The 23,572-nt window shown below is 59.6% G+C and carries 26 protein-coding genes; 5 read left to right on the top strand and 21 right to left on the bottom strand.

Features of this window, described 5'->3' with window-relative positions; genetic code table 11:
* Window position 1 precedes the first annotated feature (1 nt).
* From pal to J3P93_RS06590, 14 genes are all read right to left on the bottom strand, one after another.
* On the bottom strand, window positions 2-499 hold the full coding sequence (gene pal / locus J3P93_RS06655; RefSeq protein WP_003178634.1) for a peptidoglycan-associated lipoprotein Pal: 498 nt from the start codon (window positions 497-499) through the stop codon (window positions 2-4).
* A gap of 52 nt (window positions 500-551) precedes the next feature.
* Window positions 552-1,832, bottom strand: coding sequence for a Tol-Pal system beta propeller repeat protein TolB (tolB, locus tag J3P93_RS06650; protein WP_167359937.1), 1,281 nt, complete (start codon window positions 1,830-1,832; stop codon window positions 552-554).
* Window positions 1,833-1,849: 17 nt separating this feature from the next.
* Complete coding sequence (tolA, locus tag J3P93_RS06645; RefSeq protein ID WP_016773505.1) at window positions 1,850-2,926, bottom strand: cell envelope integrity protein TolA; 1,077 nt, start codon at window positions 2,924-2,926, stop codon at window positions 1,850-1,852.
* On the bottom strand, window positions 2,926-3,378 hold the full coding sequence (gene tolR, locus J3P93_RS06640; RefSeq protein WP_160767866.1) for a protein TolR: 453 nt from the start codon (window positions 3,376-3,378) through the stop codon (window positions 2,926-2,928). The genes tolA and tolR overlap by 1 nt, the downstream gene beginning before the upstream one ends.
* A gap of 23 nt (window positions 3,379-3,401) precedes the next feature.
* Window positions 3,402-4,097, bottom strand: coding sequence for a protein TolQ (tolQ, locus tag J3P93_RS06635; protein WP_008080223.1), 696 nt, complete (start codon window positions 4,095-4,097; stop codon window positions 3,402-3,404).
* Window positions 4,087-4,554 (bottom strand): tol-pal system-associated acyl-CoA thioesterase, encoded by a 468-nt coding sequence (gene ybgC / locus J3P93_RS06630; RefSeq protein ID WP_090285611.1) that lies wholly within the window; start codon window positions 4,552-4,554, stop codon window positions 4,087-4,089. The genes tolQ and ybgC overlap by 11 nt, the downstream gene beginning before the upstream one ends.
* A gap of 127 nt (window positions 4,555-4,681) precedes the next feature.
* Window positions 4,682-5,743, bottom strand: coding sequence for a Holliday junction branch migration DNA helicase RuvB (gene ruvB / locus J3P93_RS06625; RefSeq protein ID WP_434596004.1), 1,062 nt, complete (start codon window positions 5,741-5,743; stop codon window positions 4,682-4,684).
* Window positions 5,744-6,352: a Holliday junction branch migration protein RuvA gene (ruvA, locus tag J3P93_RS06620; protein WP_090285615.1), complete on the bottom strand. Its 609-nt coding sequence runs from the start codon at window positions 6,350-6,352 to the stop codon at window positions 5,744-5,746.
* Between the two features lie 113 nt (window positions 6,353-6,465).
* The gene (gene ruvC / locus J3P93_RS06615) at window positions 6,466-6,993 is read right to left on the bottom strand and encodes a crossover junction endodeoxyribonuclease RuvC (protein ID WP_007962095.1); all 528 of its coding nucleotides are present in this window, start codon (window positions 6,991-6,993) and stop codon (window positions 6,466-6,468) included.
* A gap of 139 nt (window positions 6,994-7,132) precedes the next feature.
* The gene (locus tag J3P93_RS06610) at window positions 7,133-7,879 is read right to left on the bottom strand and encodes a YebC/PmpR family DNA-binding transcriptional regulator (RefSeq protein ID WP_434596001.1); all 747 of its coding nucleotides are present in this window, start codon (window positions 7,877-7,879) and stop codon (window positions 7,133-7,135) included.
* Window positions 7,880-8,008: 129 nt separating this feature from the next.
* Complete coding sequence (gene aspS / locus J3P93_RS06605; protein WP_434595999.1) at window positions 8,009-9,784, bottom strand: aspartate--tRNA ligase; 1,776 nt, start codon at window positions 9,782-9,784, stop codon at window positions 8,009-8,011.
* Window positions 9,785-9,881: 97 nt separating this feature from the next.
* Window positions 9,882-10,103, bottom strand: a complete 222-nt coding sequence (locus tag J3P93_RS06600; protein WP_332766516.1) for an FmdB family zinc ribbon protein — start codon at window positions 10,101-10,103, stop codon at window positions 9,882-9,884.
* 131 nt (window positions 10,104-10,234) lie between these two features.
* Window positions 10,235-10,573, bottom strand: coding sequence for a ribbon-helix-helix domain-containing protein (locus tag J3P93_RS06595; protein ID WP_434595997.1), 339 nt, complete (start codon window positions 10,571-10,573; stop codon window positions 10,235-10,237).
* 184 nt (window positions 10,574-10,757) lie between these two features.
* Window positions 10,758-11,228, bottom strand: coding sequence for a Dps family protein (locus tag J3P93_RS06590; RefSeq protein ID WP_007951212.1), 471 nt, complete (start codon window positions 11,226-11,228; stop codon window positions 10,758-10,760).
* A gap of 313 nt (window positions 11,229-11,541) precedes the next feature.
* Between J3P93_RS06590 and J3P93_RS06585 the strand changes: the two genes are divergently transcribed.
* Window positions 11,542-12,144, top strand: a complete 603-nt coding sequence (locus tag J3P93_RS06585; RefSeq protein WP_434595994.1) for a cold shock domain-containing protein membrane protein — start codon at window positions 11,542-11,544, stop codon at window positions 12,142-12,144.
* Window positions 12,145-12,205: 61 nt separating this feature from the next.
* Here J3P93_RS06585 and J3P93_RS06580 read toward each other — a convergent pair whose 3' ends face one another.
* Entirely contained in the window at window positions 12,206-12,412 is a 207-nt protein-coding gene (locus J3P93_RS06580; RefSeq protein WP_332766508.1) for a SlyX family protein, read from the bottom strand.
* Between the two features lie 3 nt (window positions 12,413-12,415).
* Window positions 12,416-12,841, bottom strand: coding sequence for an HIT family protein (locus J3P93_RS06575; protein WP_434595992.1), 426 nt, complete (start codon window positions 12,839-12,841; stop codon window positions 12,416-12,418).
* 891 nt (window positions 12,842-13,732) lie between these two features.
* On the opposite strand from J3P93_RS06575, the gene J3P93_RS06570 reads away from it, so the two are divergent.
* The gene (locus J3P93_RS06570; RefSeq protein ID WP_203419245.1) at window positions 13,733-15,061 is read left to right on the top strand and encodes an OprD family porin; all 1,329 of its coding nucleotides are present in this window, start codon (window positions 13,733-13,735) and stop codon (window positions 15,059-15,061) included.
* A gap of 117 nt (window positions 15,062-15,178) precedes the next feature.
* Here the strand turns inward: J3P93_RS06570 and J3P93_RS06565 are convergent, their stop codons facing one another.
* The gene (locus J3P93_RS06565; RefSeq protein WP_434595989.1) at window positions 15,179-16,021 is read right to left on the bottom strand and encodes a mechanosensitive ion channel family protein; all 843 of its coding nucleotides are present in this window, start codon (window positions 16,019-16,021) and stop codon (window positions 15,179-15,181) included.
* Window positions 16,022-16,171: 150 nt separating this feature from the next.
* Entirely contained in the window at window positions 16,172-16,657 is a 486-nt protein-coding gene (locus tag J3P93_RS06560) for a YajQ family cyclic di-GMP-binding protein (RefSeq protein ID WP_090285634.1), read from the bottom strand.
* A gap of 140 nt (window positions 16,658-16,797) precedes the next feature.
* On the opposite strand from J3P93_RS06560, the gene J3P93_RS06555 reads away from it, so the two are divergent.
* The 3 genes from J3P93_RS06555 to J3P93_RS06545 are packed head-to-tail and all read left to right on the top strand — an operon-like array spanning window position 16,798 to window position 20,385.
* Window positions 16,798-17,715 carry a putative 2-dehydropantoate 2-reductase gene (locus J3P93_RS06555; protein WP_434595987.1) on the top strand — a complete coding sequence of 306 codons (918 nt, stop codon included), beginning with the start codon at window positions 16,798-16,800 and terminating at the stop codon, window positions 17,713-17,715.
* A 45-nt stretch (window positions 17,716-17,760) separates the two neighbouring features.
* Window positions 17,761-19,797: a sensor histidine kinase gene (locus J3P93_RS06550; protein ID WP_090285639.1), complete on the top strand. Its 2,037-nt coding sequence runs from the start codon at window positions 17,761-17,763 to the stop codon at window positions 19,795-19,797.
* 3 nt (window positions 19,798-19,800) lie between these two features.
* Window positions 19,801-20,385: a cob(I)yrinic acid a,c-diamide adenosyltransferase gene (locus J3P93_RS06545; protein WP_434595985.1), complete on the top strand. Its 585-nt coding sequence runs from the start codon at window positions 19,801-19,803 to the stop codon at window positions 20,383-20,385.
* A 120-nt stretch (window positions 20,386-20,505) separates the two neighbouring features.
* On the opposite strand, the gene J3P93_RS06540 is transcribed toward J3P93_RS06545, so the two are convergent.
* From J3P93_RS06540 to argJ, 3 genes are all read right to left on the bottom strand, one after another.
* Window positions 20,506-21,453 carry a Nudix family hydrolase gene (locus J3P93_RS06540; RefSeq protein ID WP_434595984.1) on the bottom strand — a complete coding sequence of 316 codons (948 nt, stop codon included), beginning with the start codon at window positions 21,451-21,453 and terminating at the stop codon, window positions 20,506-20,508.
* Entirely contained in the window at window positions 21,450-22,082 is a 633-nt protein-coding gene (locus tag J3P93_RS06535) for a glutathione S-transferase family protein (protein WP_434595982.1), read from the bottom strand. The genes J3P93_RS06540 and J3P93_RS06535 overlap by 4 nt, the downstream gene beginning before the upstream one ends.
* Window positions 22,083-22,263: 181 nt before the next feature.
* On the bottom strand, window positions 22,264-23,481 hold the full coding sequence (argJ, locus tag J3P93_RS06530; RefSeq protein WP_434595980.1) for a bifunctional glutamate N-acetyltransferase/amino-acid acetyltransferase ArgJ: 1,218 nt from the start codon (window positions 23,479-23,481) through the stop codon (window positions 22,264-22,266).
* Window positions 23,482-23,572: the final 91 nt, after the last annotated feature.

The following is a 23,572-nucleotide window of genomic DNA, read 5'->3' as shown; positions in this document are numbered from 1 at the left end:
ATTACTTACGCAGTTCGACGCGACGGTTCTGGGCCCAGGACTGCTCGTCGTTGCCGGTAGCAACTGGACGCTCTTCGCCGTAGGAAACCAGTTCCAGCTGAGCTGGGGAAACACCTTGCAGTACCAGGTAGCGCTGAACGGCTTTCGCACGACGCTCGCCCAGTGCCATGTTGTACTCACGAGTACCACGTTCGTCGGTGTTGCCTTCCAGAACAACGCGAGCGCCGTTTGCTTTCAGGTCTTTGGCGTGAACGTCCAGAGCGCGCATGGCTTCTGGCTTCAGGTCCGAGCTGTCGTATTCGAAGTAGAAGGTGGTGATTGCGCGCAGAGCAGCTTCTTCGCTCAGGGAACCGTCAACGGCACCAGTGTTTGCGCCGTAACCAGCGTTTGGATCAACAGCGCCTTCACCGGCGTTGTCGCCGCCTTTGGACGAGCAACCTACAGCTACAGCCATGGCCAGAGCCAGCGCAGCAAATTTACCAAACTTCAGCATTTCCATCGTGAAACTCCTAATGAACCCCAGTGTGTTAAGTAAAACGTGTAGCGCCCGCTCACTTCAGGTAAGGGGACCAGGACGGTTCTCTGACTTCGCCTTGAGCGGTAGGAAGCGGGAGCCTCACGCGTCCATTAATGGACACGAGCATCAAGACTCCCCGGCCCTGTTGGCGGGTGGCGTAGATTACCATGGTGCCGTTGGGCGCAACAGTAGGCGACTCGTCCAGAGTGCTATCAGTGAGGATCTTTACACTACCTCGCTGCAGATCCTGAGCTGCCACCTTGAAATTGGTGAAGCCATCCTGACGATGGATCATCACCAAAGTCTTTTCATCAGCCGAAAGTTTCGGGTTGGCGTTGTAGTTGCCTACGAACGTCACACGCTCGGCACCACCGCCACTGGCGCTGGTTTTATAGATCTGCGGCTTGCCGCCACGGTCCGAGGTGAAGTAGATGGTCGAGCCATCCTTGCCCCAGTACGGTTCGGTGTTGATGCCAGGTCCCGAGGTCACGCGGGTGATCTGACGCGAACCGAGGTTCATGACGTAGATGTCCGGGTTACCGTCTTTCGACAGTACGAACGCCAGGCGCGTGCCATCCGGCGACCAGGCTGGCGCGCCGTTCAGGCCTTCGAAGTTGGTGATCTGCTCGCGGCGGCCGGTGTCGATGTTCTGCATGAAGATGCGCGGACGCTTCTGCTCGAACGACACGTAGGCGATGCGCTTGCCATCCGGTGCGAAACGCGGCGACAGGATCGGCTCGCGCGATTGCAGCAGGGTCACTGCACGGGCGCCGTCATAGTCGGAACGCTGCAGGGTGTAGCGAGTGTTTTTCTCGGAGAAGCGCTCGGCGGTCACGTACAGCAGACGCGTCGAGAACGCACCGTCGATACCGGTCAGTTTCTGGAACGACTGGTCGGAGATGAAGTGCGCCATGTCACGCAGTTGCTCGGTGGTTCCGGAGACACTGCCGTCCGCTACTTTCTGTTCGGTGGCAACGTTGAACAGTGCCCACTGCACTTGCAGGCGACCGCCCGCTGGAGCAATGCTGCCGACCATCATGTACTGAGCGCCCACCGCCTTCCAGTCACGGAAGATGATTTCGCTCGGCTGGCTTGGCTGGCTGATCATGTTGGCTTTTGGAATCGGCGAGTAATAGCCCGAGTTGCGCAAATCGTTGCCAATGATTTCAGCCATGTCATCCGGCAGCACCGCGCCGCCCTGCATGCCGAACGGTACAACCGCGATCGGCGTTGCCCGATCGCTGCCGCTGGTGACCAGAATGTTCTTTTCCTCTGCCATCGCGATCCCTGCCATGCAGCAGATCACGACCAGCATTCCTCGAAGAAGGTTTCTCACAAGGCTAGATCCTCAGGTGTGAATGTCATCTTGAATGAACGATACGGAGCGAAATCGCTCGGCTTCATTCCCTGCATTTCTGTCAAACGTCCAATATTCTTCACTGCCGCGACTGCCGAAGCATCGAACGGACCATCGCCACTGGACTTGGCCACGCTGACCGAAGTCACCGTACCGTCCGGCAACATGCCGATCTGCAGCACCACCGTCATGCCTTTGCGTGCCGAAGGCGGACGTGCCCAGCCTTCTGCTGCTCGTGCACGAATCAGGTCATCGAAACTGCCCGCGACTTCGTCACCCTGCTCATCGGCCAAGGCCTGCTGGCGCTGCGGCGTGTCGGAAAGCAGATCTGCCAGGGCCTGAGCCTTTTTGTCTTCGGCAGATTTGCGTGCCGCTTCCTGCGCTTTCTTCTTCGCAGCATCGGCAGCAGCTTTCTTCTTCGCGTCTTCGGCGACTTTCTTCTTCGCCTCTTCAGCTTCAGCTTTCTTCTTGGCGTCTTCGGCGGCTTTCTTTTTCGCGTCTTCGACGATTTTCTTCTTGGCTTCTTCCGCAGCGGCTTTCTTGGCCTCTTCTTCAGCGGCCTTCTTGGCTTCGTCTTCGGCTTTCTTCTTGGCTATATCAGCCAATTGTTTCTCTTCGGCCTTTTTCGCTTCGGCTTTTTTCGCGTCGTCGGCTTTCTTGGCTTCATCAGCCTTTTTCGCTTCGTCCGCTTTCTTCGCCTCGTCGGCCTTCTTGGCTTCCTCGGCCTTTTGAGCCGCTTCCTCTTTCTTTTGTTCCGCCGCCTTTACCGCTTCCTGCTCGATCTTTTTCTGTTCCATCTGCTCGACTTCGGTCTGGCGCGCGGCGGATTTCTTCGCCTCACCCGCAATCTTCTGATTGGTCTGGGTGGTTGCCTGACTTTTCGATTTCAGCTGGTACAGGGTCGCCTGGACGATCGGCTTGGCCGGCGGCAGTTCAGGCGTGAAGGCAAAACTGACGAACAGCATGCCGAACACCAGCACGTGCAGGACAATCGCCAGAACGCTGGGCCAGAAGTAGCTTTCCGAGGCGGACGGCTCTCGCTGTTGCTGCATCAGGGGGCCTCGGTAATCAGACCAACGTTACCGACCCCGGCCTTCTGCAACCCGCCCATGGCGCCCATGACGGCGCCGTAGTCGACAGTCTTGTCGCCACGAATGAACACCTGGGTGCGTTTGCCGCCCTCGGTGCCGGCACGAATGATCTTGGTCACAGCGTCGGTCATCTGCGGCAGGGTCATGGCGCGATCCTGCTGTTTCTCGGTGTCGACTTCGCTGCCAAGGTTCCAGTAGTAGGTCTTGTCAGCCTTGATCGAAATGGTCAGGACCTGGGTGTTGTTGTCCTGCGGCAAGGCTTCGCTGGAAACCTTGGGCAGATCAACTTTCACGCCCTGATTGAGCATCGGCGCGGTCACCATGAAAATGACCAGCAGCACCAACATCACGTCGATGTAGGGCACTACGTTCATCTCGGCGACCGGCTTGCGCTTTTTGCGAGCTCGAGCGATTAAAGCCATCGGGAAATACCTGCTTATTCTTCGCTGGTGTGCACTTTGCGGTGCAGGATCGCCTGGAATTCATCGGCGAAGGTGTAGTAGCGGCCCAGCAAGGTTTCGCTGCGGGCAGCGAAACGGTTGTAAGCGATAACGGCCGGAATCGCGGCGAACAGACCGATCGCGGTGGCGATCAGTGCTTCGGCAATACCCGGTGCCACGGTGGCGAGGGTCGCCTGCTGGGCGCTGGCCAGACCGCGGAACGAGTTCATGATGCCCCACACGGTACCGAACAGACCGATGTACGGGCTGACCGAACCGACAGTGGCGAGAAACGGCAGGCTCTGCTCGAGTTTCTCTTCTTCACGCGAGATGGCGACGCGCATGGCACGGGCCACACCTTCCATCACCGCTTCAGGATCGACACCTGGCTGCTGACGCAGACGGGAGAATTCCTTGAAGCCGGCACGGAAGATCTGCTCGACGCCCGAATCCGGATCCGGGTTGCTACCGGCCTGACGGTACAGCTTGGACAGATCGATCCCCGACCAGAAGCGCTCTTCAAAGCTCTCCAGGGCGCGTCGACCGGCACGCAGCAGATTGCTGCGCTGAAAGATCATGATCCATGAGGTCACCGATGCGGCCACCAGGGTCAACATTACCAACTGCACCACGATGCTGGCATTGCTGACCAGGCTCCACATGGAGGAATGGTCGACGACGTTAGCTTCCACGCTTTATCTCCTGCTTTGAGTGTGTACCCGGACCGACCGCGTCGGCGAAGGCCGCCCGCAAGTCTTCGGGAAGGGCCCGGGGTTTCAAACTGTCGGTGCGCACACAGGCCACCAGAAACTGCCCTTCGCAGAGCAGCACATTATCCGTCGCCCGCCTGACCTGCTGCTTGAAGCGCAGGCTGGCACGGTTCAATTCGGTTACATCAGCGCTTACCAGCAATTCGTCGTCCAGTCGCGCCGGCGCGTGGTAGCGCGCTTCGCTGGAATGCACGACAAACAACAGGTCCTCCCCGGCAAGCGCAGACTGGGCAAAGCCCAGCTCGCGGAGCCGCTCGGTTCGAGCCCGTTCCATAAACTTGAGGTAATTAACGTAATACACGATGCCGCCCGCATCGGTGTCCTCGTAATAAACGCGACAACGATGTGCGAACGGCCCAAGCCCGTTTTGCGCGCGCATACTCTAGTGCTTACTCCTCAGGTTGCCAATCCGGCGAGACAACTGTTTTTCGTGGTTTCAGAGCTTTAACGCAAAAGTACCGTGCTCTGACAGTACAAACCCTGAATAAATCGCCAACAAATGTGTATCAATCGTCCGCAGCATCGAGAAACTCGTCTGCCACGGGCATCTCGCCCATGCGTGACGGGATGTTCAAACCGAAATGCAGATACGCATGTCGAGTCACTACCCTGCCCCGCGGCGTGCGCATGATGTAGCCCTGCTGAATCAGATACGGCTCGAGCACGTCCTCGATGGTATGGCGTTCTTCGCTGATGGCCGCCGCCAGGCTGTCGATACCGACCGGGCCGCCATCGAACTTCTCGATCATCGTCAGCAGCAGACGCCGGTCCTGATGATCGAAACCATGTTCGTCGACATCCAGCAGGTTCAACGCCAGGTCCGCCACCGACTTGGTGATGTGCCCCTTGGCGCGGACTTCAGCGAAGTCGCGCACCCGACGCAGCAAACGGTTGGCAATTCGCGGCGTGCCTCGAGCGCGGCGAGCCACCTCAAAGGCGCCTTCCGGATCCAGCGGCAAGCCAAGAATGCTCGCCGAACGGCTGACGATCGTCGCCAGATCCGCCGTGCTGTAGAACTCCAGGCGCTGAACGATACCGAAGCGGTCACGCAGCGGATTGGTCAGCATGCCGGCACGCGTGGTGGCGCCAACCAGGGTGAACGGCGGCAGGTCGAGCTTGATCGAACGCGCCGCCGGCCCTTCGCCGATCATGATGTCGAGCTGAAAATCTTCCATGGCCGGGTACAGCACTTCTTCGACAATTGGCGACAGGCGATGGATTTCGTCGATGAACAACACGTCGTGCGGCTCGAGATTGGTCAGCAGCGCCGCCAGATCGCCCGGACGTTCCAGCACCGGGCCGGAGGTGCTCTTGATCGATACGCCCATTTCTTCGGCGATGATATTGGCCAGCGTGGTTTTACCCAGCCCCGGCGGGCCGAAAATCAGCGTGTGGTCGAGCGACTCGCTGCGCCCACGCGCGGCCTGGATGAACAACTCCATCTGCTCGCGCACGGTCGGCTGGCCGATGTAGTCGGCCAGGCTGACCGGGCGAATGGCGCGGTCCTGGACTTCTTCGCGCTCGCGCGGGCTGTGCGCGGCGGCGATCAGACGATCAGCTTCAATCACTTAAATCATTCCCTTCAGGGCGCGGCGGATCATGTCTTCACTGCTCAAATTCTTGTCCTTGATGGCGGAAATCGCCTTGCTCGCTTCCTGCGGCTTGTAGCCCAGGGAAATCAGCGCGCTGACCGCATCGTTTTCGGCGGTATTGACCGGCGCCGGGCCGTCCGGCTGATTCGGCACCAGGGCAAACATGGCCGGCGAGGTTTCCCAGGCCTTGAAGCGATCCTTCAATTCGACCAGCAGGCGTTCGGCGGTCTTCTTGCCGACACCTGGCACCTTGGTCAGCGCCGAGGTGTCCTGCGACTGTACGCAACGGATCAGCTCGTCGACCTCGAGGCTCGACATCAGTGCCAGCGCCAACTTCGGCCCGACACCATTGAGCCTTATCAACTCGCGGAAAAAGTCTCGTTCACGCTTGCCGGCGAAACCATAGAGCAACTGCGCATCTTCGCGTACGACCAGATGGGTATGCAGGGTCAGCGGTTCACCGACAGACGGCAGGCGATAGAGGGTGGTCATGGGCACTTCCAGCTCATACCCGAGGCCGTTTACATCCAGAATCAGGTGCGGCGGCTGTTTCTCAACCAGGGTGCCGCGCAAGCGTCCAATCACGTTTCAGATCCTTGAGCGTTGGCCAGCCGTGGGCTGGCGACTGTCGAAAGGCGAAATCGCGCCGACGACACAGGCGCATAAATCCGCTTTCAGGAAAATTGCTGCTGATGCTATCAGAGACGCAGGCGCCCGCCACGACTGCGTGCGGTCCCCAGGCCGTGCGGTAGCAGACTGGAACGCGTGTGCGCATGGCAGATGGCGATTGCGAGGGCATCGGAAGCGTCGATCTGCGGTTTGCTGGTCAGTTTCAGCATGTGCATGACCATCATTTGCACTTGTTCTTTATTGGCGGCGCCGGTACCCACCACGGCCTGCTTGACCTGAGTGGCTGTGTACTCGGCAATTTCCAGGCACTCTTCGGCGCCCGCAACGATAGCCGCTCCACGGGCTTGCCCGAGCTTCAGCGCCGAGTCGGCATTCTTCGCCATGAAGACCTTTTCAATACCCATGGTGACAGGGCCGTAAGTCTGGATGATTTCGCGCACGCCGCGATAAACAATCTGCAAACGCTCGTGCAGCTCGCCCGCACCGGTACGGATGCAGCCAGACGCCACATAAATGCAGCCACCCCGTCCGGTATCGCGAACAATCCCGTAACCGGTAATGCGCGAGCCGGGGTCGATACCAAGAATTAAAGTCATAGGCCTGCTGGTTCGAAATAACACAAAAACAAATGTGGGAGCTGGCTTGCCAGCGATGACGGAGTGTCAGGCGCCATCAATGCTGATGCGCCGACGCCATCGCTGGCAAGCCAGCTCCCACATTGAAGCCTAGTCGCTCTTAACCGAGCTGAGCGGCGACGTCTTCCGGAATGTCCGCATTGGAATAGACGTTCTGCACGTCATCCAGGTCTTCCAGCATGTCGATCAGCTTGAGCACCTTCTCCGCACCCTCCAGATCCAGCTCGGCGCTGGTGGTCGGCTGCATGACAATTTCCGCGTCGTCGCCCTTGAATCCGGCCGCTTCCAGCGCGTTACGCACTGCGTAGAAGCTGGTGAACGAGGTGAACACGTCGATCGAGCCGTCCTCGTGCGTGATGACGTCATCGGCGTCAGCCTCAAGCGCCGCTTCGGTCAGCGCGTCTTCGTCAACGCCCGGCGCGAAGCTGATCTGGCCCTTGCGTTCGAACAGATACGCCACCGAACCGTCGGTGCCGAGGTTACCGCCGCATTTGCTGAACGCGTGGCGCACCGCCGCAGCGGTACGATTGCGGTTGTCGGTCATGCACTCGACCATCACCGCCACGCCGCCCGGGCCGTAGCCTTCGTAGGTCAGCTCTTCAACGTTGTCCGCCTCGGTCGCACCGGCGCCGCGCGCAACGGCGCGGTCGATGATGTCGCGGCTCATGTTGGCGCTCAGGGCCTTGTCCAGGGCCAGACGCAGACGCGGGTTGGAACCCGGATCACCGCCGCCCTGACGGGCCGCAACAGTCAGTTCGCGGATCCACTTGGTGAAGATCTTGCCCCTCTTGGCATCCTGACGTTCTTTGCGGTGCTTGATGTTCGCCCACTTGGAATGACCTGCCATAACTCGCTCCGAATTCTCTTTGAAACGTGGCCCGCCCTGCGTGTGCAGCGGCCAGCAAACACAAAAATCTCGACCTGCTCTTTATAGAAAGAAAAAAGGCGCATCCGAAGATGCGCCTTCAGGCCCGTCTTACTCAGCCTTTGGCGTTTCGCGCAAACGAATGTGCAGCTCGCGCAAGGCCTTGGCATCCACCACGCCCGGAGCCTGCGTCATCACGTCGGCAGCACTCTGGGTTTTCGGGAAGGCGATCACTTCACGGATCGACTGGGCGCCGGTCATCAGCATTACCAGACGGTCAAGACCGAAGGCCAGACCACCGTGCGGCGGTGCACCGTACTTCAGCGCGTCGAGCAGGAAGCCGAACTTCTCTTCCTGTTCCGCTTCGTTGATGCCCAGCAGACGGAATACCGCCTGCTGCATTTCCTTGCGGTGAATACGGATCGAACCGCCACCCAGCTCGGTGCCGTTCAATACCATGTCGTAGGCACGCGACAGTGCGCCGGCCGGGTTGGCTTCGAGCTCCTGCGGGGTGCACTTCGGTGCGGTGAACGGGTGGTGCAGCGCCGAGAAGCTGCCGTCGTCGTTTTCTTCGAACATCGGGAAATCGACGACCCACATTGGCGCCCACTCGCAGGTCAGCAACTTGAGGTCGTGACCGAGCTTGATGCGCAGCGCGCCCAGAGCTTCGCTGACGATCTTGGCCTTGTCGGCACCGAAGAACACGATGTCGCCATCGACCGCGCCGACGCGATCAAGGATCACGTTGAGCTTGTCTTCAGGGATGTTCTTGACGATCGGCGATTGCAGACCGTCAACACCGGCCGCGCGCTCGTTGACCTTGATGTAGGCCAGGCCCTTGGCGCCGTAGATGCCGACGAACTTGGTGTAGTCGTCGATCTGCTTGCGCGGCATGCTCGCCCCGCCTGGAACGCGCAGTGCGGCAATGCGGCACTTCGGATCGTTGGCCGGACCGCTGAACACCTTGAAGTCGACTTCCTTGAGCTGGTCGGCAACGTCCACCAGTTCCAGCGGAATACGCAGGTCCGGCTTGTCGGAACCGTAGCGGCGCATGGCCTCTTCAAAGGTCATGTGCGGGAATTCGCCGAATTCCAGATCCAGCACTTCCTTGAACAGGTTGCGGATCATTTGTTCGGTCAGGCCCATGATCTCTTTTTCATCGAGGAAGCTGGTCTCGATGTCGATCTGGGTGAATTCCGGTTGACGGTCGGCGCGCAGGTCTTCGTCGCGGAAGCACTTGGCGATCTGGTAATAACGGTCGAAGCCGGCCACCATCAGCAGTTGCTTGAACAGCTGCGGCGATTGCGGCAGGGCGAAGAACGAACCGGCGTGGGTACGGCTTGGCACCAGATAGTCACGCGCACCTTCAGGGGTGGCACGGGTCAGGATCGGGGTTTCGACGTCGAGGAAGCCGTTTTCGTCGAGGAAGCGACGGATGCTGGTGGTCATGCGCGAACGCAGACGCAGCTTCTCGGCCATTTCCGGACGACGCAGGTCGAGGAAGCGGTAGCGCAGACGGGTTTCTTCACCGACGTCGGAGAACTCGTTGAGCGGGAACGGCGGGGTTTCCGACTCGTTCAGCACTTCCAGTTCGTAGCCCAGCACTTCGATCATGCCCGAAGCCATGTTGGCGTTGGTTGCGCCAGCAGGACGCAGACGCACCTTGCCGGTGATCTTCACCACGTATTCGCTGCGCACGCGATCGGCGGCGGCGAAGCTCTCGGCGCGATCCGGATCGAAGACCACCTGGGCCAGACCGTCACGATCACGGATATCGAGGAAAATCACCCCGCCGTGGTCGCGACGACGGTGAACCCATCCGCAAAGGGTAATTTCCTGACCTTCCAGGCTTTCGTTCAGTTGGCCGCAATAGTGGCTGCGCATCATGATAATGGTTCGCTTCTCGTCATTCGATATTCGGTGGAGATCCCGTTGCTCAAGCAATGCGGAAACTCACGCGTGTCGTTCGTTCAGGGCTTGAACCCTAGTCAGCTTTGTCGCCACCGGCCAGATTCTTCTTCGCGCCGGTCTTGAAATCGGTCTCGTACCAACCGCTGCCGCTGAGGCGAAAACCCGGCATCGACAGCTGTTTTTTCAGTTCGGGTGCCTGGCAGGCAGGGCAGTCGACCAGCGGTGCATCGCTGATCTTCTGAATGGCTTCCAACTGATGACCACAGGAAGCACATTGGTAATCGTACATCGGCATGGAGGTGTCTCGGCGATCAGATTGCTGCCGCGCGCAGGGCTTTGCGGCGAAAGAGCGGGATTATATCGATTAAATGCGGCCTGTGCAGCCGCTAAGCTGCACAGGCCGCGACCTCGTTTGCAAGCGCCGTCTCAGAGCGAATCGGACCGCGCCGCCTGACCGATTCCGTTCATGACACACACGACCCGCACCAGCGCGCTGAAATTCTTCACCCCGCCGTGACGCAGATGTACCTCACGGTCGACGTGAGACAACAGCGAGCTGATCGAACAGCAGTTGTCTGCCGCCATCGAGCCGAGGATGTTCCAGTAAACCTGCTCCAGACGCAGGCAGGTGGCGTAACCGTTCAGGCGTACGGACCTCGACAATGGCCTGATCAGCGCCATGTCGAATCCGCTGACGAACGGATCGACCTTCAAATCATGTGGCGCGCCGCCCCTGCGGTCGCCGCGCCTGTCTCCTTCTACCATATCGCTGACACTCCTTTGCCATCTCTGCTTGTGTGAAAAGTCACATCCTGTGGCTTTCATAAAAGCGCAGACACAAAGTTATAGCCAGACGACTTGTTGACCGTCGCCGTAGGATAAGCCAACGATACAAGTAAGACTTTGCTCAGGTACGCAGGCCTTGAGAGGCAAGGCCTGCGTGCGGCAATCAGGCTTCGAGCAGTGCGCGCAGCATCCACGCGGTCTTCTCGTGCACCTGCATGCGCTGGGTCAGCAGGTCGGCAGTCGGCTCATCGCTGACCTTGTCGAGCAGCGGGAAAATCCCGCGTGCCGTGCGGGTCACCGCTTCCTGGCCTTCGACCAGTTGTTTGATCATGTCTTCGGCGCTCGGCACGCCCTCCTCTTCCTTGATGGAAGACAGACGTGCGTAGGTGGCATAGGCACCCGGCGCCGGAAAACCCAGGGCGCGGATACGCTCGGCGATCGAGTCCACCGCCAGCGCCAGTTCGTTGTACTGCTCTTCGAACATCAGATGCAGGGTACGGAACATCGGGCCGGTGACGTTCCAGTGGAAGTTATGGGTTTTCAGATACAGCACGTAGGTGTCCGACAACAGACGCGACAGTCCTTCGACGATGGACTTGCGGTCTTCTTCACTGATACCGATATCGATTGCCATGGTGACCTCCTGAGGGCGATTGATTTCATCCAAAAGATGCAGGCCCACTCTAGCAAGGCTGTCGCCACCTCGCAGCCCCGATCAAACGCTTGCACTGCGACAAAACGACCGACGCACTGCCACTGGCCGGGCTGATTTGAGTCGCCGCAGGCTTTGCTGTTAAATAGGCGATGTGTCGCCATGCCCCGTTTTTCGGGGTGTTCGCGCATAGGCTGATGCCGTGAACGTGTCCACCGCCTCTTTTTTTATTCCGAAGCGAACCGTTCGCCTTCAGCTCTTCCTTGTGAGCCGTCATAAACGTGAGCCAATCAAAATGTTGAAAATCGTCCACCTGCTGATGGGCGCAGCGGCCTTGCTGCTGTCGTTCATACCCAGCTTGAAATCCGAAGCCGTTCCCTACCTGCAACAACCCGATGCACTTTACCTGGCCTTTTTCGGCCTGTTGAACCTGATCCTTGCGCCAGTAATTCCCTATTGGAACAAAGGTCCGCGTCAGCATCTGCAAAACCTGGTCAGCGCTCTTCTGGTACTGACCGTCGTCCTGCAAACCCTGACCCTGATCGCACCGATGCCGGTCATTGCCGGCCAGCCAGCCGTACTGTTCAGCCTGGTGATCGCACTGGTTGCGGTGGTCGTGCACCTGGCGGTTAGCTTCTATCATTCTTCACCGGCCGCCACGCCGACCAGCTACGACATGACCAACCGTGATACCGGCACCGTCAAGTGGTTCAACACCTCCAAAGGCTTCGGCTTTATCTCGCGCGATTCCGGCGATGATATTTTCGTGCACTTCCGTGCGATCCGTGGCGAAGGTCACCGCGTTCTGGTCGAAGGCCAGCGCGTGGAGTTCTCGGTGATGAACCGCGACAAGGGCCTGCAAGCCGAGGACGTCATCGCCGCGCTGCCGCGTCGCTGAGCCAAAGCAAAAAAACCGCGAACAGCCTGGCTGCTCGCGGTTTTTTTATGCCTGCATGAACTCAATAATGCGGCGGCGGTGCGTCTTCTTCGAAAGAACCGAACTGCCCGACCATTTCTTCCTGGCGCTTGAGCAGTGCCGCCATCTGCAGCTGCAGGCGCTCGACCACGCGCTGCTGCGCAACCAGCACATCATTCAACGCCTGAATCGTATCGTCCTGAAAGGCCAACCGGCTCTCCAGATCGGTAACGCGTTGCTCCAGAGTCATGACTCAGCCCTCCACAAAAGTGAAATCATCGGTCAGCACCAGGCGCAAGCGCTCGCGGATGGCGGCGACCTGCTCTGCGCTATAAGGCTGGGCCGGGTGCTTGCCCCAAACCGGCGCCGGCCACGCGGCGTCATCGCGTTTGCGCACGATGACATGCATGTGCAACTGGCTGACCACGTTGCCCAAGGTGGCGACGTTCAGTTTGTCGGCATCGAACGAATCCTTGAGCAGCTCGGCCAGCGTGGTGGTTTCCTGCCAGAGCTGCTGCTGGTCAGCGACATCCAACTGAAACAACTCGCTGATATCCTCGCGACGCGGCACCAGGATGAACCACGGGTACTGGCTGTCGTTGGACAGCAGCAAGCGGCAGAGCGGAAAGTCACCGATGACCAGCGTGTCCTGTTGAAGTCGTGAATCTAAAGCAAACACTGCGCGCACTCCCGGCTGATCGACATATTCAGCTTAGCGGCGATCATTGTGGACGGCCCGCCAAGCGACAGGCGTGCAGCATACCTCTGATCGCGCGAGCCTTCACGGCAGCGCGCCTGTCTTGTCGCGCTTGCGCCCCGACATGGGACATTTGCAAGCGCTACGCACCAACACGGACCCCATACCCACCGACATACCGATGAATTGACCGAAACACGCCCTATGCTCAGCCTCTCAAGCGCTCAAAGCCGCCGGGAGTCTAGTCCAGGCAGAAAATTATTTGCACCAAAAACGCACAACACGTCTACGCTCAGTGCGTCGGGCATCCGCCGAATACTCACTGGCGGGGTGAACGGGTAACGTTTTTGGTTGTCATGCGCGCGAACCAGCGTGTCAACACCATGGCAGGGCTGACGTCAAGCGCAGAAAAAAACAGGCTTGAAGCCCCCGTTTCACAAGGTTTTCACAAATGCAGAGAGGCACCGGAGAAAATAACCGCATGGAAAACACGGTTTGAGCACGCTTGTTGCATTCGTCCCCATATGGACTATAAGCGCACCACCGGAAGTGGATGCCTAAGCCCCATAAAAACAGTGGCAGGGTTGCCCGATGGAGATTCAAGTGTTTTGCCAGGGACTCTTTTTTACCGATGCAAAAAGGCCCGTAAACAGCGCGAAAGTTGTCAGTCCGGCTGCGTCGGTACTGTGAATTTGCGACATCCATCCAGTCATTCGCGACAACGTCGTAAAGAAGCTGAAAGGTTGAATTCGCAAGTATCGCCAACATTGTCGGCGTGATATAAGTTTGCGCCGACACAAAAAGAAAGAGCCGCCCAGATAATAAAACAGGTGGGACGGCAGTACTCTTCTAAAACCAAAGGAGCAAATCACGATGCGCGTGATGAAGTGGAGCATGATCGCACTGGCAGTTGCAGCAGCTGCCGGTTCTCAGTTGGCTACGGCCGCACCGTTCGTTAGTGACCAGGCAGAGGCCAAGGGCTTCGTTGAAGACGCCAAAGCTGACTTGCTGATTCGTAACTATTACTTCAACCGCAATAACAAGAATGGCGGCAACGACCAGAAAGACTGGACCCAGGGTATCTGGGGCAACTTCAGCTCTGGTTACACCCAAGGCACCGTAGGCGTGGGCATTGATGCCTTCGGTTATCTGGCCATCAAACTCGATGGTGGTGACGGCACTGGTGGCACCGGCAACATGAGCCGCGATGCCGATGGCGAAGTCAACGACAGCCAGGGCAAAGCCGGTGCTGCGGTCAAGTTCCGCGTATCGAAAACCGAGCTGAAAGTGGGCGACATGCAGCCGAGCACCTCTCCAGTGTTCGCAGTCGGTGGTTCCCGTATCCTTCCGCAAACTGCCAGCGGCTTCCAGCTGCAGAGCAGCGAAATCAAAGACCTTGATCTCGAAGCCGGCCACTTCTACTCGGGTACCAGCCAGGACCGTAACTCCCGCGAAGGCGGTCTGTACGCCAACTACGCTGGCGAAGAAGCCAACACCATCGACTACTTCGGCGGCAAGTACGGCATCACCGAAAACCTGAGCGCATCGCTCTACGGCGCCAAGCTGGAAGACATCTGGAACCAGTACTACGCCAACGTGAACCTCACCACGCCTTTCAGTGGTGACACCTCGCTGAACACCGACTTCAACATCTACCGCACCACCGACACCGGTGACGCGAAAGCCGGCGATATCAGCAACACCACGTTCTCCCTGGCGACCGCTCTTTCGTTCCTGAAAGCGCACACCATTACCGTGGCCTTCCAGAAGGTCAATGGTGACACGCCTTTCGATTACATCGGCGTTGGCAAGAACAACCGTGGTGGCGACTCGATCTTCCTCGCCAACTCCATTCAGTACTCTGACTTCAACGGTCCGAACGAGAAATCCGCTCAGATCCGTTATGACATCAAAATGGCCGAGTACGGCGTTCCAGGTCTGAGCTTCATGACCCGTTACGTTAAAGGCTGGGACATCGATGGCACCAACACCCCAACTGGCAGCGCTTACGCTGGCCTGTACGGTGAAGATGGCAAGCACAACGAGACCAACCTGGAAGCCAAGTACGTTGTTCAGTCTGGCCCGGCAAAAGATCTCTCCTTCCGCATTCGTCAAGCATGGCACCAAGCTAACGCTGACCAGGGCGAAGGCGATATCAAAGAGTTCCGTCTGATCGTTGACTACCCGCTGTCGCTGTTGTAATCGCATCCAGTTAGTTTGCGATAACACATAAAAAGGCCCATCTCAGGATGGGCCTTTTTTATTACTGCTGCGTTCAACTGCATTGACTAACAAGTCAGACAATTAATTAGCAACCTATCATTTAGCCAGCGGTTCCTGCATTACCCGAATAACCCGCTGCGGAAAAGGAATATCAATCCCGGCAGCTTTCAAGTGATCGCGCGACAGTTCATTGAACATGAACATCACATCCCAGTAATCGGCAGTTTTAACCCACACCCGCAGGGAAACCGTGATCGAACTGTCACCCAGTGTCGAAATCACCGCTTGTGGCTCAGGGTCCTGCAATACGCGCTCATCCTTGGCCAGGTCCAGCAACACTTGACGGGCTTTTTGCAGGTCTGCTTCATAATCGACACCGACATCGAACACAACCTTGCGGGTCGGCTGACGGTTGGTGTTGGTGATGATGCCGTTGGACAGATTGCCGTTGGGCAGGATGATCGTCTTGTTGTCGCCCGTACGCAGTACGGTGTGGAAAATCTGGATGCTGTCGACAGTGCCCGCCACGCCTTGGGCTTCGATCCAGTCACCGATGCGGAACGGCCGGAACAGCAGAATCAGCACGCCACCGGCGAAGTTCGCCAGGCTGCCCTGCAACGCCAGACCAATGGCCAGACCGGCCGCACCAATCGCTGCGACGAACGAGGTGGTTTCCACGCCGATCATCGACGCGACGCTGACGATCAGCAGTACCTTGAGAATGATGTTCGCCAGGCTGCTGATAAAGCCTTGCAGCGCCAGGTCGGCATTGCGCAGGGCCAGCAGGCCGCCGAGCTTTTGCGTGACCTTGTTGATCAGCCACCAGCCGATGGCCAGGGTAATCACCGCCAGCAGCACACGGCTGCCGTATTCCATGATCATCGGAATCCACGCCTGGGACGCTTTGACCAGGTTGTCCACCTCAGCATTCAAATCCATGTTCCATCTCCTGATTTCCGGCTTCCCGGGGTGTACACAAAATAATGTGGGAGCGAGCCTGCTCGCGAATACGGTGTGTCAGTCAACTTTTCGCTGAATGAAACATCGCATTCGCGAGCAGGCTCGCTCCCACAGGCCATCCGACAGAGTTTAGTCGCGGAAATTGTTGAACTGCAGCGGCATGCCGAATTCCTTGGCGCGCAGTGCCGCGATGGCTTCCTGCAGGTCGTCGCGCTTCTTGCCGGTCACACGCACTTGCTCGCCCTGAATGGCGGCCTGCACTTTCAATTTGGCTTCCTTGATGTGGCCGACAATCTTCTTCGCCAGCTCCTTGTCGATGCCTTCCTTGAGCACGGCGTCCTGCTTCATCAGCTTGCCCGAGGCATAGGCGTCCTTGACCTCAAGGCATTGCACGTCGATCTTGCGCTTGACCAGCGCCAGCTTGAGGATTTCGATCATCGCTTCGAGCTGGAATTCGGCCTCGGCGGTCAGGCTGACGGTCAGGTCCTTTTCCTTGAACTCGAAGCTGCCTTTGCCTTTCAGGTCATAACGACGGTCGAGTTCCTTCACGGCATTCTCGACCGCGTTGGTGAGCTCGTGTTTGTCCAGTTCGGATACCACGTCGAACGACGGCATGTAATCTCTCCAATAAAAAGGCGCGCTCGATGGTGATGGAGCGCGCTTGGCTTGCGGTTAAAATCGGGCTCATTATAACGGGTCTTTTCCCACCGATACGGCGCGCCGCACATGCCTGCAAGCAATCGAGCAAAAAACTGATGTCGACTCCCTGGCATGTACTGGGCGCCGGCAGTCTCGGCACGTTATGGGCGACCCGCCTGGCCCGCGCGGGTCTGCCGGTGCGGTTGATCGTGCGCGACGAAACGCGTTTGCGCAGCTACGAGGCCGCCGGTGGACTGACTCTGGTAGAAAACGGACAAGCCAGTACCCATGCAGTTCCCGCTGAAACCGCAGACCACCCCGCGCCGATTCACCGTCTGCTGGTGGCGTGCAAGGCCTACGACGCCGAAAGCGCCGTCGCCCGCATCGCCCCGCGCCTGGCGGCGGATGCCGAGCTGATCCTGCTGCAGAACGGCCTCGGCAGTCAGGACGCGGTCGCCGCCCAGGTCCCGCATGCACGTTGCATCAGCGCCTCGAGCACCGAAGGCGCGTTTCGTGATGGCGACTGGCGCGTGGTGTTTGCCGGTCATGGTTTCACCTGGCTCGGCGATGCGGCAAATCCATTGGCGCCGATCTGGCTGGACGATCTGCAAGCGGCGAACATTCCTCATGAATGGACCGCCGACATCCTCACCCGCCTGTGGCGCAAACTGGCGCTCAACTGCGCGATCAACCCGCTGACGGTGTTGCACGACTGCCGTAACGGCGGATTGACCGAGCATCACTGCGAAGTTGCCACGCTGTGTGGCGAACTGGCCGAATTGCTTGAACGCTGCGGCCAACCGGCAGCGGCGGGCAATCTGCAAGCGGAAGTCGAGCGGGTGATTCAGGCCACCGCGGCCAATTACTCCTCGATGTACCAGGACGTCGCCAACCAACGCCGTACCGAAATCAGTTACCTGTTGGGCCACGCCTGCAAAGTTGCCGAGCGCCATCAGGTGAACCTGCCGCACCTGCAACAATTGCAACAACGTCTGATCGGCCATCTGCGCAGCCTCGGATTGCCCAGCGACTGAGCAGCGGCTACGCTGGCGACTTGTTCCTTTGTTGCGAAAAACCTGATGCCATTGCGCCAGCGCCTCGAAAACCTGCCGGTCGGCCAGAAATTACTGGCCGCCCTGCTGGTGTTGTTGACCACGGTTCTGCTGGTCGCCAACCTGACCTTCATCAGCGCCGCCTATTACATCTCCCAGGAGAGCATGGCCCCGCAGGCCTTGCAGACCATCGGCCGGCTGATCTCCAACCCGAGCCTGGTCAGCGAAGCCCTGCAATCACCGCAGAGCGCCGAGCGCCTGCTCAAGGAGCTCGACAGCTATTCACCGCTGCGCGCCGCGGCCCTCTACGACGGCAAAGGGCAACGCCTGGCGCAAGTGCAGCGCGGCGACAAGCTCAGCCTGCCGGAGCATTATCGCCACGTCGAGGCGTGGCAATTGACCGAGTTTCGCAGCAACCAACTGATCACCCTGCCCCGTCCCGGCACTTCGCCGGGCCATCTGTTGCTGGTCGCCAGCAGCGAATTGCCGATGGCGTTCTACACCGGCACGTTGACCGCAAGCCTTGGCATTCTGATTTTCAGCGTGCTGCTGTGGCTGGTGATTGCCCGGCAGATCAAACGCCTGATCACCCGGCCAATCCATCAGCTCGAAGAGCTGTCTCGGCAGGTCACCCGCGAAGAAAACTACGCCCTGCGTGCCGCGCGCGGTAACCACGATGAAATTGGCAGTCTGGCCGAGGCGTTCAACACCATGCTCTCGCGCATCGAAGCACGCGAGCAGCAGCTCAAGCGCGCCCGTGATGATTCGCAGGCGGCTTACGATCAGGCCCAGGGGCTGGCCGAGGAAACCCGCCACACCAATCGCAAACTGGAACTGGAAGTCCAGGTGCGCAGCAAGATCGAGAAGAAACTCACCGGTTTCCAGAACTACCTCAACAGCATCATCGACTCGATGCCCTCGGCGCTGATCGCCCTCGATGAGCAGCTCTACGTCACCCAATGGAACCAGGAAGCCAGCGCCCTCTCCGGCACGCGTCTGGATGAAGCGCTGAACCAGCCGATCTTCCTTGCCTTCGAACCGCTCAAGCCCTTTTTGCCGCAACTCAAGCAGACCGTCGAGCAGCACACCGTGGCGAAAATCGAGCGGGTCACCTGGTTCAAGGACGAAGAGCCGAAGCACTACGCGCTGACCTTTTATCCGCTGATGGGCGGTGCCGGGCGCGGCGTGGTGATCCGCATTGACGACATCACCCAGCGCCTGTCGCTGGAAGAGATGATGGTGCAGTCGGAAAAAATGCTCTCGGTCGGTGGCCTCGCCGCCGGCATGGCCCACGAAATCAACAACCCGCTGGGCGCGATCCTGCACAACGTGCAAAACATCCGCCGACGCCTGTCCGCGGATCTGCCGAAGAACCTGGAAACCGCCGAACAACTGGGCATCGAACTGGACACGGTCAACCGCTACCTGCAAGGGCGCGAAGTGCCGCAACTGCTCGACGGCATCCAACAGGCCGGTGCGCGAGCGGCGAAAATCGTTACACACATGCTCAGTTTCAGCCGCCGCAGCACTCGGCAAATGGCCCCGTGCGATTTGCCGGCACTGATCGACCAAGCCGTGGAAATCGCTGGCAACGACTTCGATCTGGCCATCGGTTTCGATTTCAAGGGCCAGGCGATCATCCGCCAGTTCGACCCGGCGCTCGGCCCGGTACCGGGCACCGCCAACGAGCTCGAGCAGGTACTGCTCAATCTGTTGAAAAACGCCGCGCAGGCGATTCACCAGCGCGAAGACGACCGCGAGCCGGGGCGCATCATCTTGCGCACCAGACTCAATCCGCCCTGGGCCGAAATTCAGGTCGAAGACAACGGCATCGGCATGAGCGAGAGCGTGCGCAAACGCACCTTCGAGCCGTTCTTCACCACCAAGGAGATCGGCCAGGGCACCGGGCTGGGCCTGTCGGTGTCGTACTTCATCATTACCAACAATCACAAGGGGCAGATGGAAGTGCAGTCCGCGCCGGGCCAGGGCACCTGCTTCACCTTGCGCCTGCCACTGACCCAGCCAACACCCATCGCCGCCGAAAACCATCAACTACCGAGGTAACCCATGGGCTTTCGCCTGTCGAAAATCTACACCCGCACCGGCGACACCGGCGAAACCGGCCTCGGCGATGGCCGTCGCGTGCCCAAGGATCATCCACGGATCGAGGCGATCGGCGAAGTCGATACGCTCAACAGTCAGGTCGGCGTGCTGCTGGCCGTACTGATCGCCGAACGCGAAAGCTGCCCGGGGCTGAACGAGCTGATCGAGGTGCTGGCGCCTTGTCAGCATCGCCTGTTTGATTTGGGTGGTGAACTGGCAATGCCGGAATATCAGGCGTTGAACGCAGCAGAAATCGAACGGCTGGAAGCCGCGATCGACGTGTGGAATGAAGAGTTGGGGCCGCTGGAGAATTTCATTTTGCCCGGTGGCTCAATGCTTATCGCTCAAGCACATGTCTGCCGCAGCCTGGCGCGCAGTGCCGAGCGGCGTTGTCAGCACCTGAATGCGCTGGAACCGCTGGCCGGGGTTGGCCTGGCGTATATCAATCGGTTGTCGGATCTGTTGTTTGTGGCGGCAAGGTTGATTGCGCGGCGGCAGGGGGTGGCGGAGATTTTGTGGCAGGCGGCCCCAAAGCCAACAGAAATGTAGCGCCTGTTTAGCCGCCATCGCTGGCAAGCCAGCTCCCACAGGTTAAGTGGCTTACGCAAAATTTGTGAACGACACAAAACCCTGTGGGAGCTGGCTTGCCAGCGATGAGGCCATCAGCCTTTATAGAGACGCAGGCCAGAATGCGCGAATTCCCGCCACACCCTGCGCCCCGACGCTCCAGGCCTTGTCCCGCTCCGCCGGCCCGACCCCACCGAGCAAAAACACCGGTTTGCTGAAACCCTCGACTAAAGTCTCGGCCTGCTCCCAGCCCAACGGCTGCGCATCCGGGTGAGTCAGCGTCGGCTGCACCGGCGACAGGGTGACAAAATCCACCCCCATCTGCTCGGCCAGCGCCAGCTCTTCGGCGTTATGGCACGACGCGGCCAACCAGCGCTCTGCCGGCAACGGCCGCCCCGCCGCCGCGTATTTGCGCAGTTGCGCCGAGGTGATGTGCCAGCCGGCCGAAGGAAAATCGCCGAGCCATTCGAACGGCCCTTTGATCATCAACTGCGCCTTGCCAGCACACAGGCCGACCGCATCCACCGCCAGATCGCGATACTTGGGGTCGTAGCCATTCGGCGCACGCAACTGAATCAGCTTGATGCCACCCGCAATCGCCTTCTGGATGCCGCGCAGCAGCGCTGGGGTTTCCAGATCTTCGGGGGTGATCAGGTATTCGGCGGGCAAACGCGCCGCGGCAACGATTGGCTGGTTGGCCGCCGGGAATTCATAATTCACCAGTTCCTTCGCCGTCACCCAGGCCAATGGCTGGCCTTCGGCGCCATGCGGTTCACCCGTGAAGGCCGAGACTTCCCAGACATCCAGCAACACTTGTTTGTCTGGATAATCATGGCGCACCTTGATCAGCGGCCGGGCGGCGCCGACGACGATGCCCAGCTCCTCGTTCAATTCCCGCGCCAGGGCGCTTTCTACCGACTCGTCAGCCTCGACCTTGCCGCCGGGAAATTCCCACAGACCACCCTGATGCTGGGTGTCGGCGCGGCGCGCGATGAGGATTTTGCCGCTGGCGTCACGAATGACCGCAGCGGCGACATGAACGCGTTTCACGGCTTCAATTCCTCCAGCCCGGCCTTCTGCCACGCTTTGAATGCAGGCCACTGGTAGACGGTTTCAACATAGGCTTCGTCGGCGGCCGGCAGTTGCACTTGATAGGTACGCAGGCGTACGGCAATTGGTGCGAAGAAGGCATCGGCCAGACTGACCCGGCCGAACAGGTATGGCCCTTCTTCGGTCGCTGCTGCACGACACTCCGCCCACAAGGCAAGCATGCGCTCGATGTCGACCTTCACTTCTGGCGGCACCGGATCGAGCGGCGCGTCATGGTTGAGGTTGAACGGCATGTGATTGCGCATGGCGAAGAAGCCACTGTGCATTTGCGCACAGGCAGAGCGGGCCTGAGCGCGAGCGAACAGATCACTCGGCCAGAGCTGCTCGGAGGGGAATTGCTCGGCGAGGTATTCGGCGATCGCCAGCGAATCGGCGATGGTACCGCGGGTGGTTTTCAGCAGCGGCACCTTCGCGGTTGGCGAATGCTTGAGCAGTAGCGCGCGAGTGTCGGGCTTGCCGAGTCTGATCAGTTCTTCGCTGTACGGTGCACCGGTCAGCTCCAGCGCCAGGGCGGCGCGCAGGGACCAGGAGGAAAGCAGTTTGTCGCCGATGATCAGGTGCAAGGACATGGTGGTGGCGCCTTTTCGTCAGGGAAACAATCCAGAATGTCTGGCGTCTGGTCGTCCGTCATCGCGGGCAAGCCCGCTCCCACAGGTTTCGGTGGTGTACACGGCATTTGTGAACGACCGCAATCACTGTGGGAGCGGGCTTGCCCGCGAAGAGGCCGGCAGCCCACTCCCACACTTTGAATCACGTACGGTACTCAGCGTTGATCTTCACATACTCGTGCGACAGGTCGGTGGTCCAGATGGTTTCGCTGCAATCGCCGCGCCGCAGCTCGATACGGATGGTGATCTCTTCCTGCTGCATGACCGCCGAACCTTGCGCTTCAGTGTAGGTCGCCGCACGCGCGCCGCGGCTGGCGATGCACACCTCGCCAAGGAATACGTCGATCTTGCTCACGTCCAGGTCCGGCACACCGGCACGGCCGACCGCAGCAAGAATACGGCCCCAGTTCGGGTCGGAAGCGAACAGCGCGGTCTTGATCAACGGCGAGTGGGCCACGGTGTAGCCGACGTCCAGGCATTCCTGATGATTGCCGCCGCCGTTGACCTCAACGGTGACGAACTTGGTCGCGCCTTCGCCGTCACGCACGATGGCCTGGGCCACGTCCATGCACACTTCGAACACCGCTTGCTTGAGCTTGGCGAACAGCTCGCCTTCAGCACGGGTGATCTCCGGCAGCGCAGCCTTGCCGGTAGCGATCAGCATGCAGCAGTCGTTGGTCGAGGTGTCGCCGTCGATGGTGATGCGGTTGAACGACTTGTTGGCGCCATCGAGCATCAGTTTGTGCAGCACATCGCGCGAGACTTTGGCATCGGTGGCGATGTAGCCGAGCATGGTCGCCATGTTCGGGCGGATCATGCCCGCGCCTTTGCTGATACCGGTGACGGTGATGGTCACTCCATCATGCTCGAACTGGCGGCTGGCGCCCTTCGGCAAGGTGTCGGTGGTCATGATCCCGGTGGCGGCGGCTTCCCAGTTGTTTTCCGACAGATCGTCGAGCGCCGCTTGCAGCGCGCCTTCGATCTTCTCGACGGGCAGCGGCTCACCGATCACCCCGGTGGAGTACGGCAGGATCTGGCTGGCATCGACGCCGGTCAGCTCAGCCAGTTTCGCGGTGGTGCGCTCGGCAGCCGCCAGGCCTGGTTCGCCAGTGCCGGCATTGGCGTTACCGGTGTTGGTCAACAGGTAGCGCACGGCATTCTGCACGCGTTTTTTCGCCAGAATCACCGGCGCTGCACAGAAGGCGTTCAAGGTGAACACGCCCGCCACGGTCGAGCCTTCGGCACAGCGCATCACCACCACATCCTTGCGCCCGGGGCGCTTGATGCCGGCCGAGGCGATACCGAGTTCAAAACCGGCAACCGGGTGCAACGTTGGCAACGGACCAAGACCAACAGCCATGAATGCGCTCCTTACTCAATGATGTCAGCACCGCCGCTCGCAGCGACGATGGTGTGAATGGCAAAACGCCGCGACGGCAGGAGCCGGTCGC

The sequence above is a fragment of the Pseudomonas sp. R3-57 genome (assembly GCF_051132065.1).
Taxonomy (GTDB): domain Bacteria; phylum Pseudomonadota; class Gammaproteobacteria; order Pseudomonadales; family Pseudomonadaceae; genus Aquipseudomonas.
Note: the sequence above shows the minus strand (reverse complement) of the source record. Positions and strands in the feature narration are given on the sequence as shown.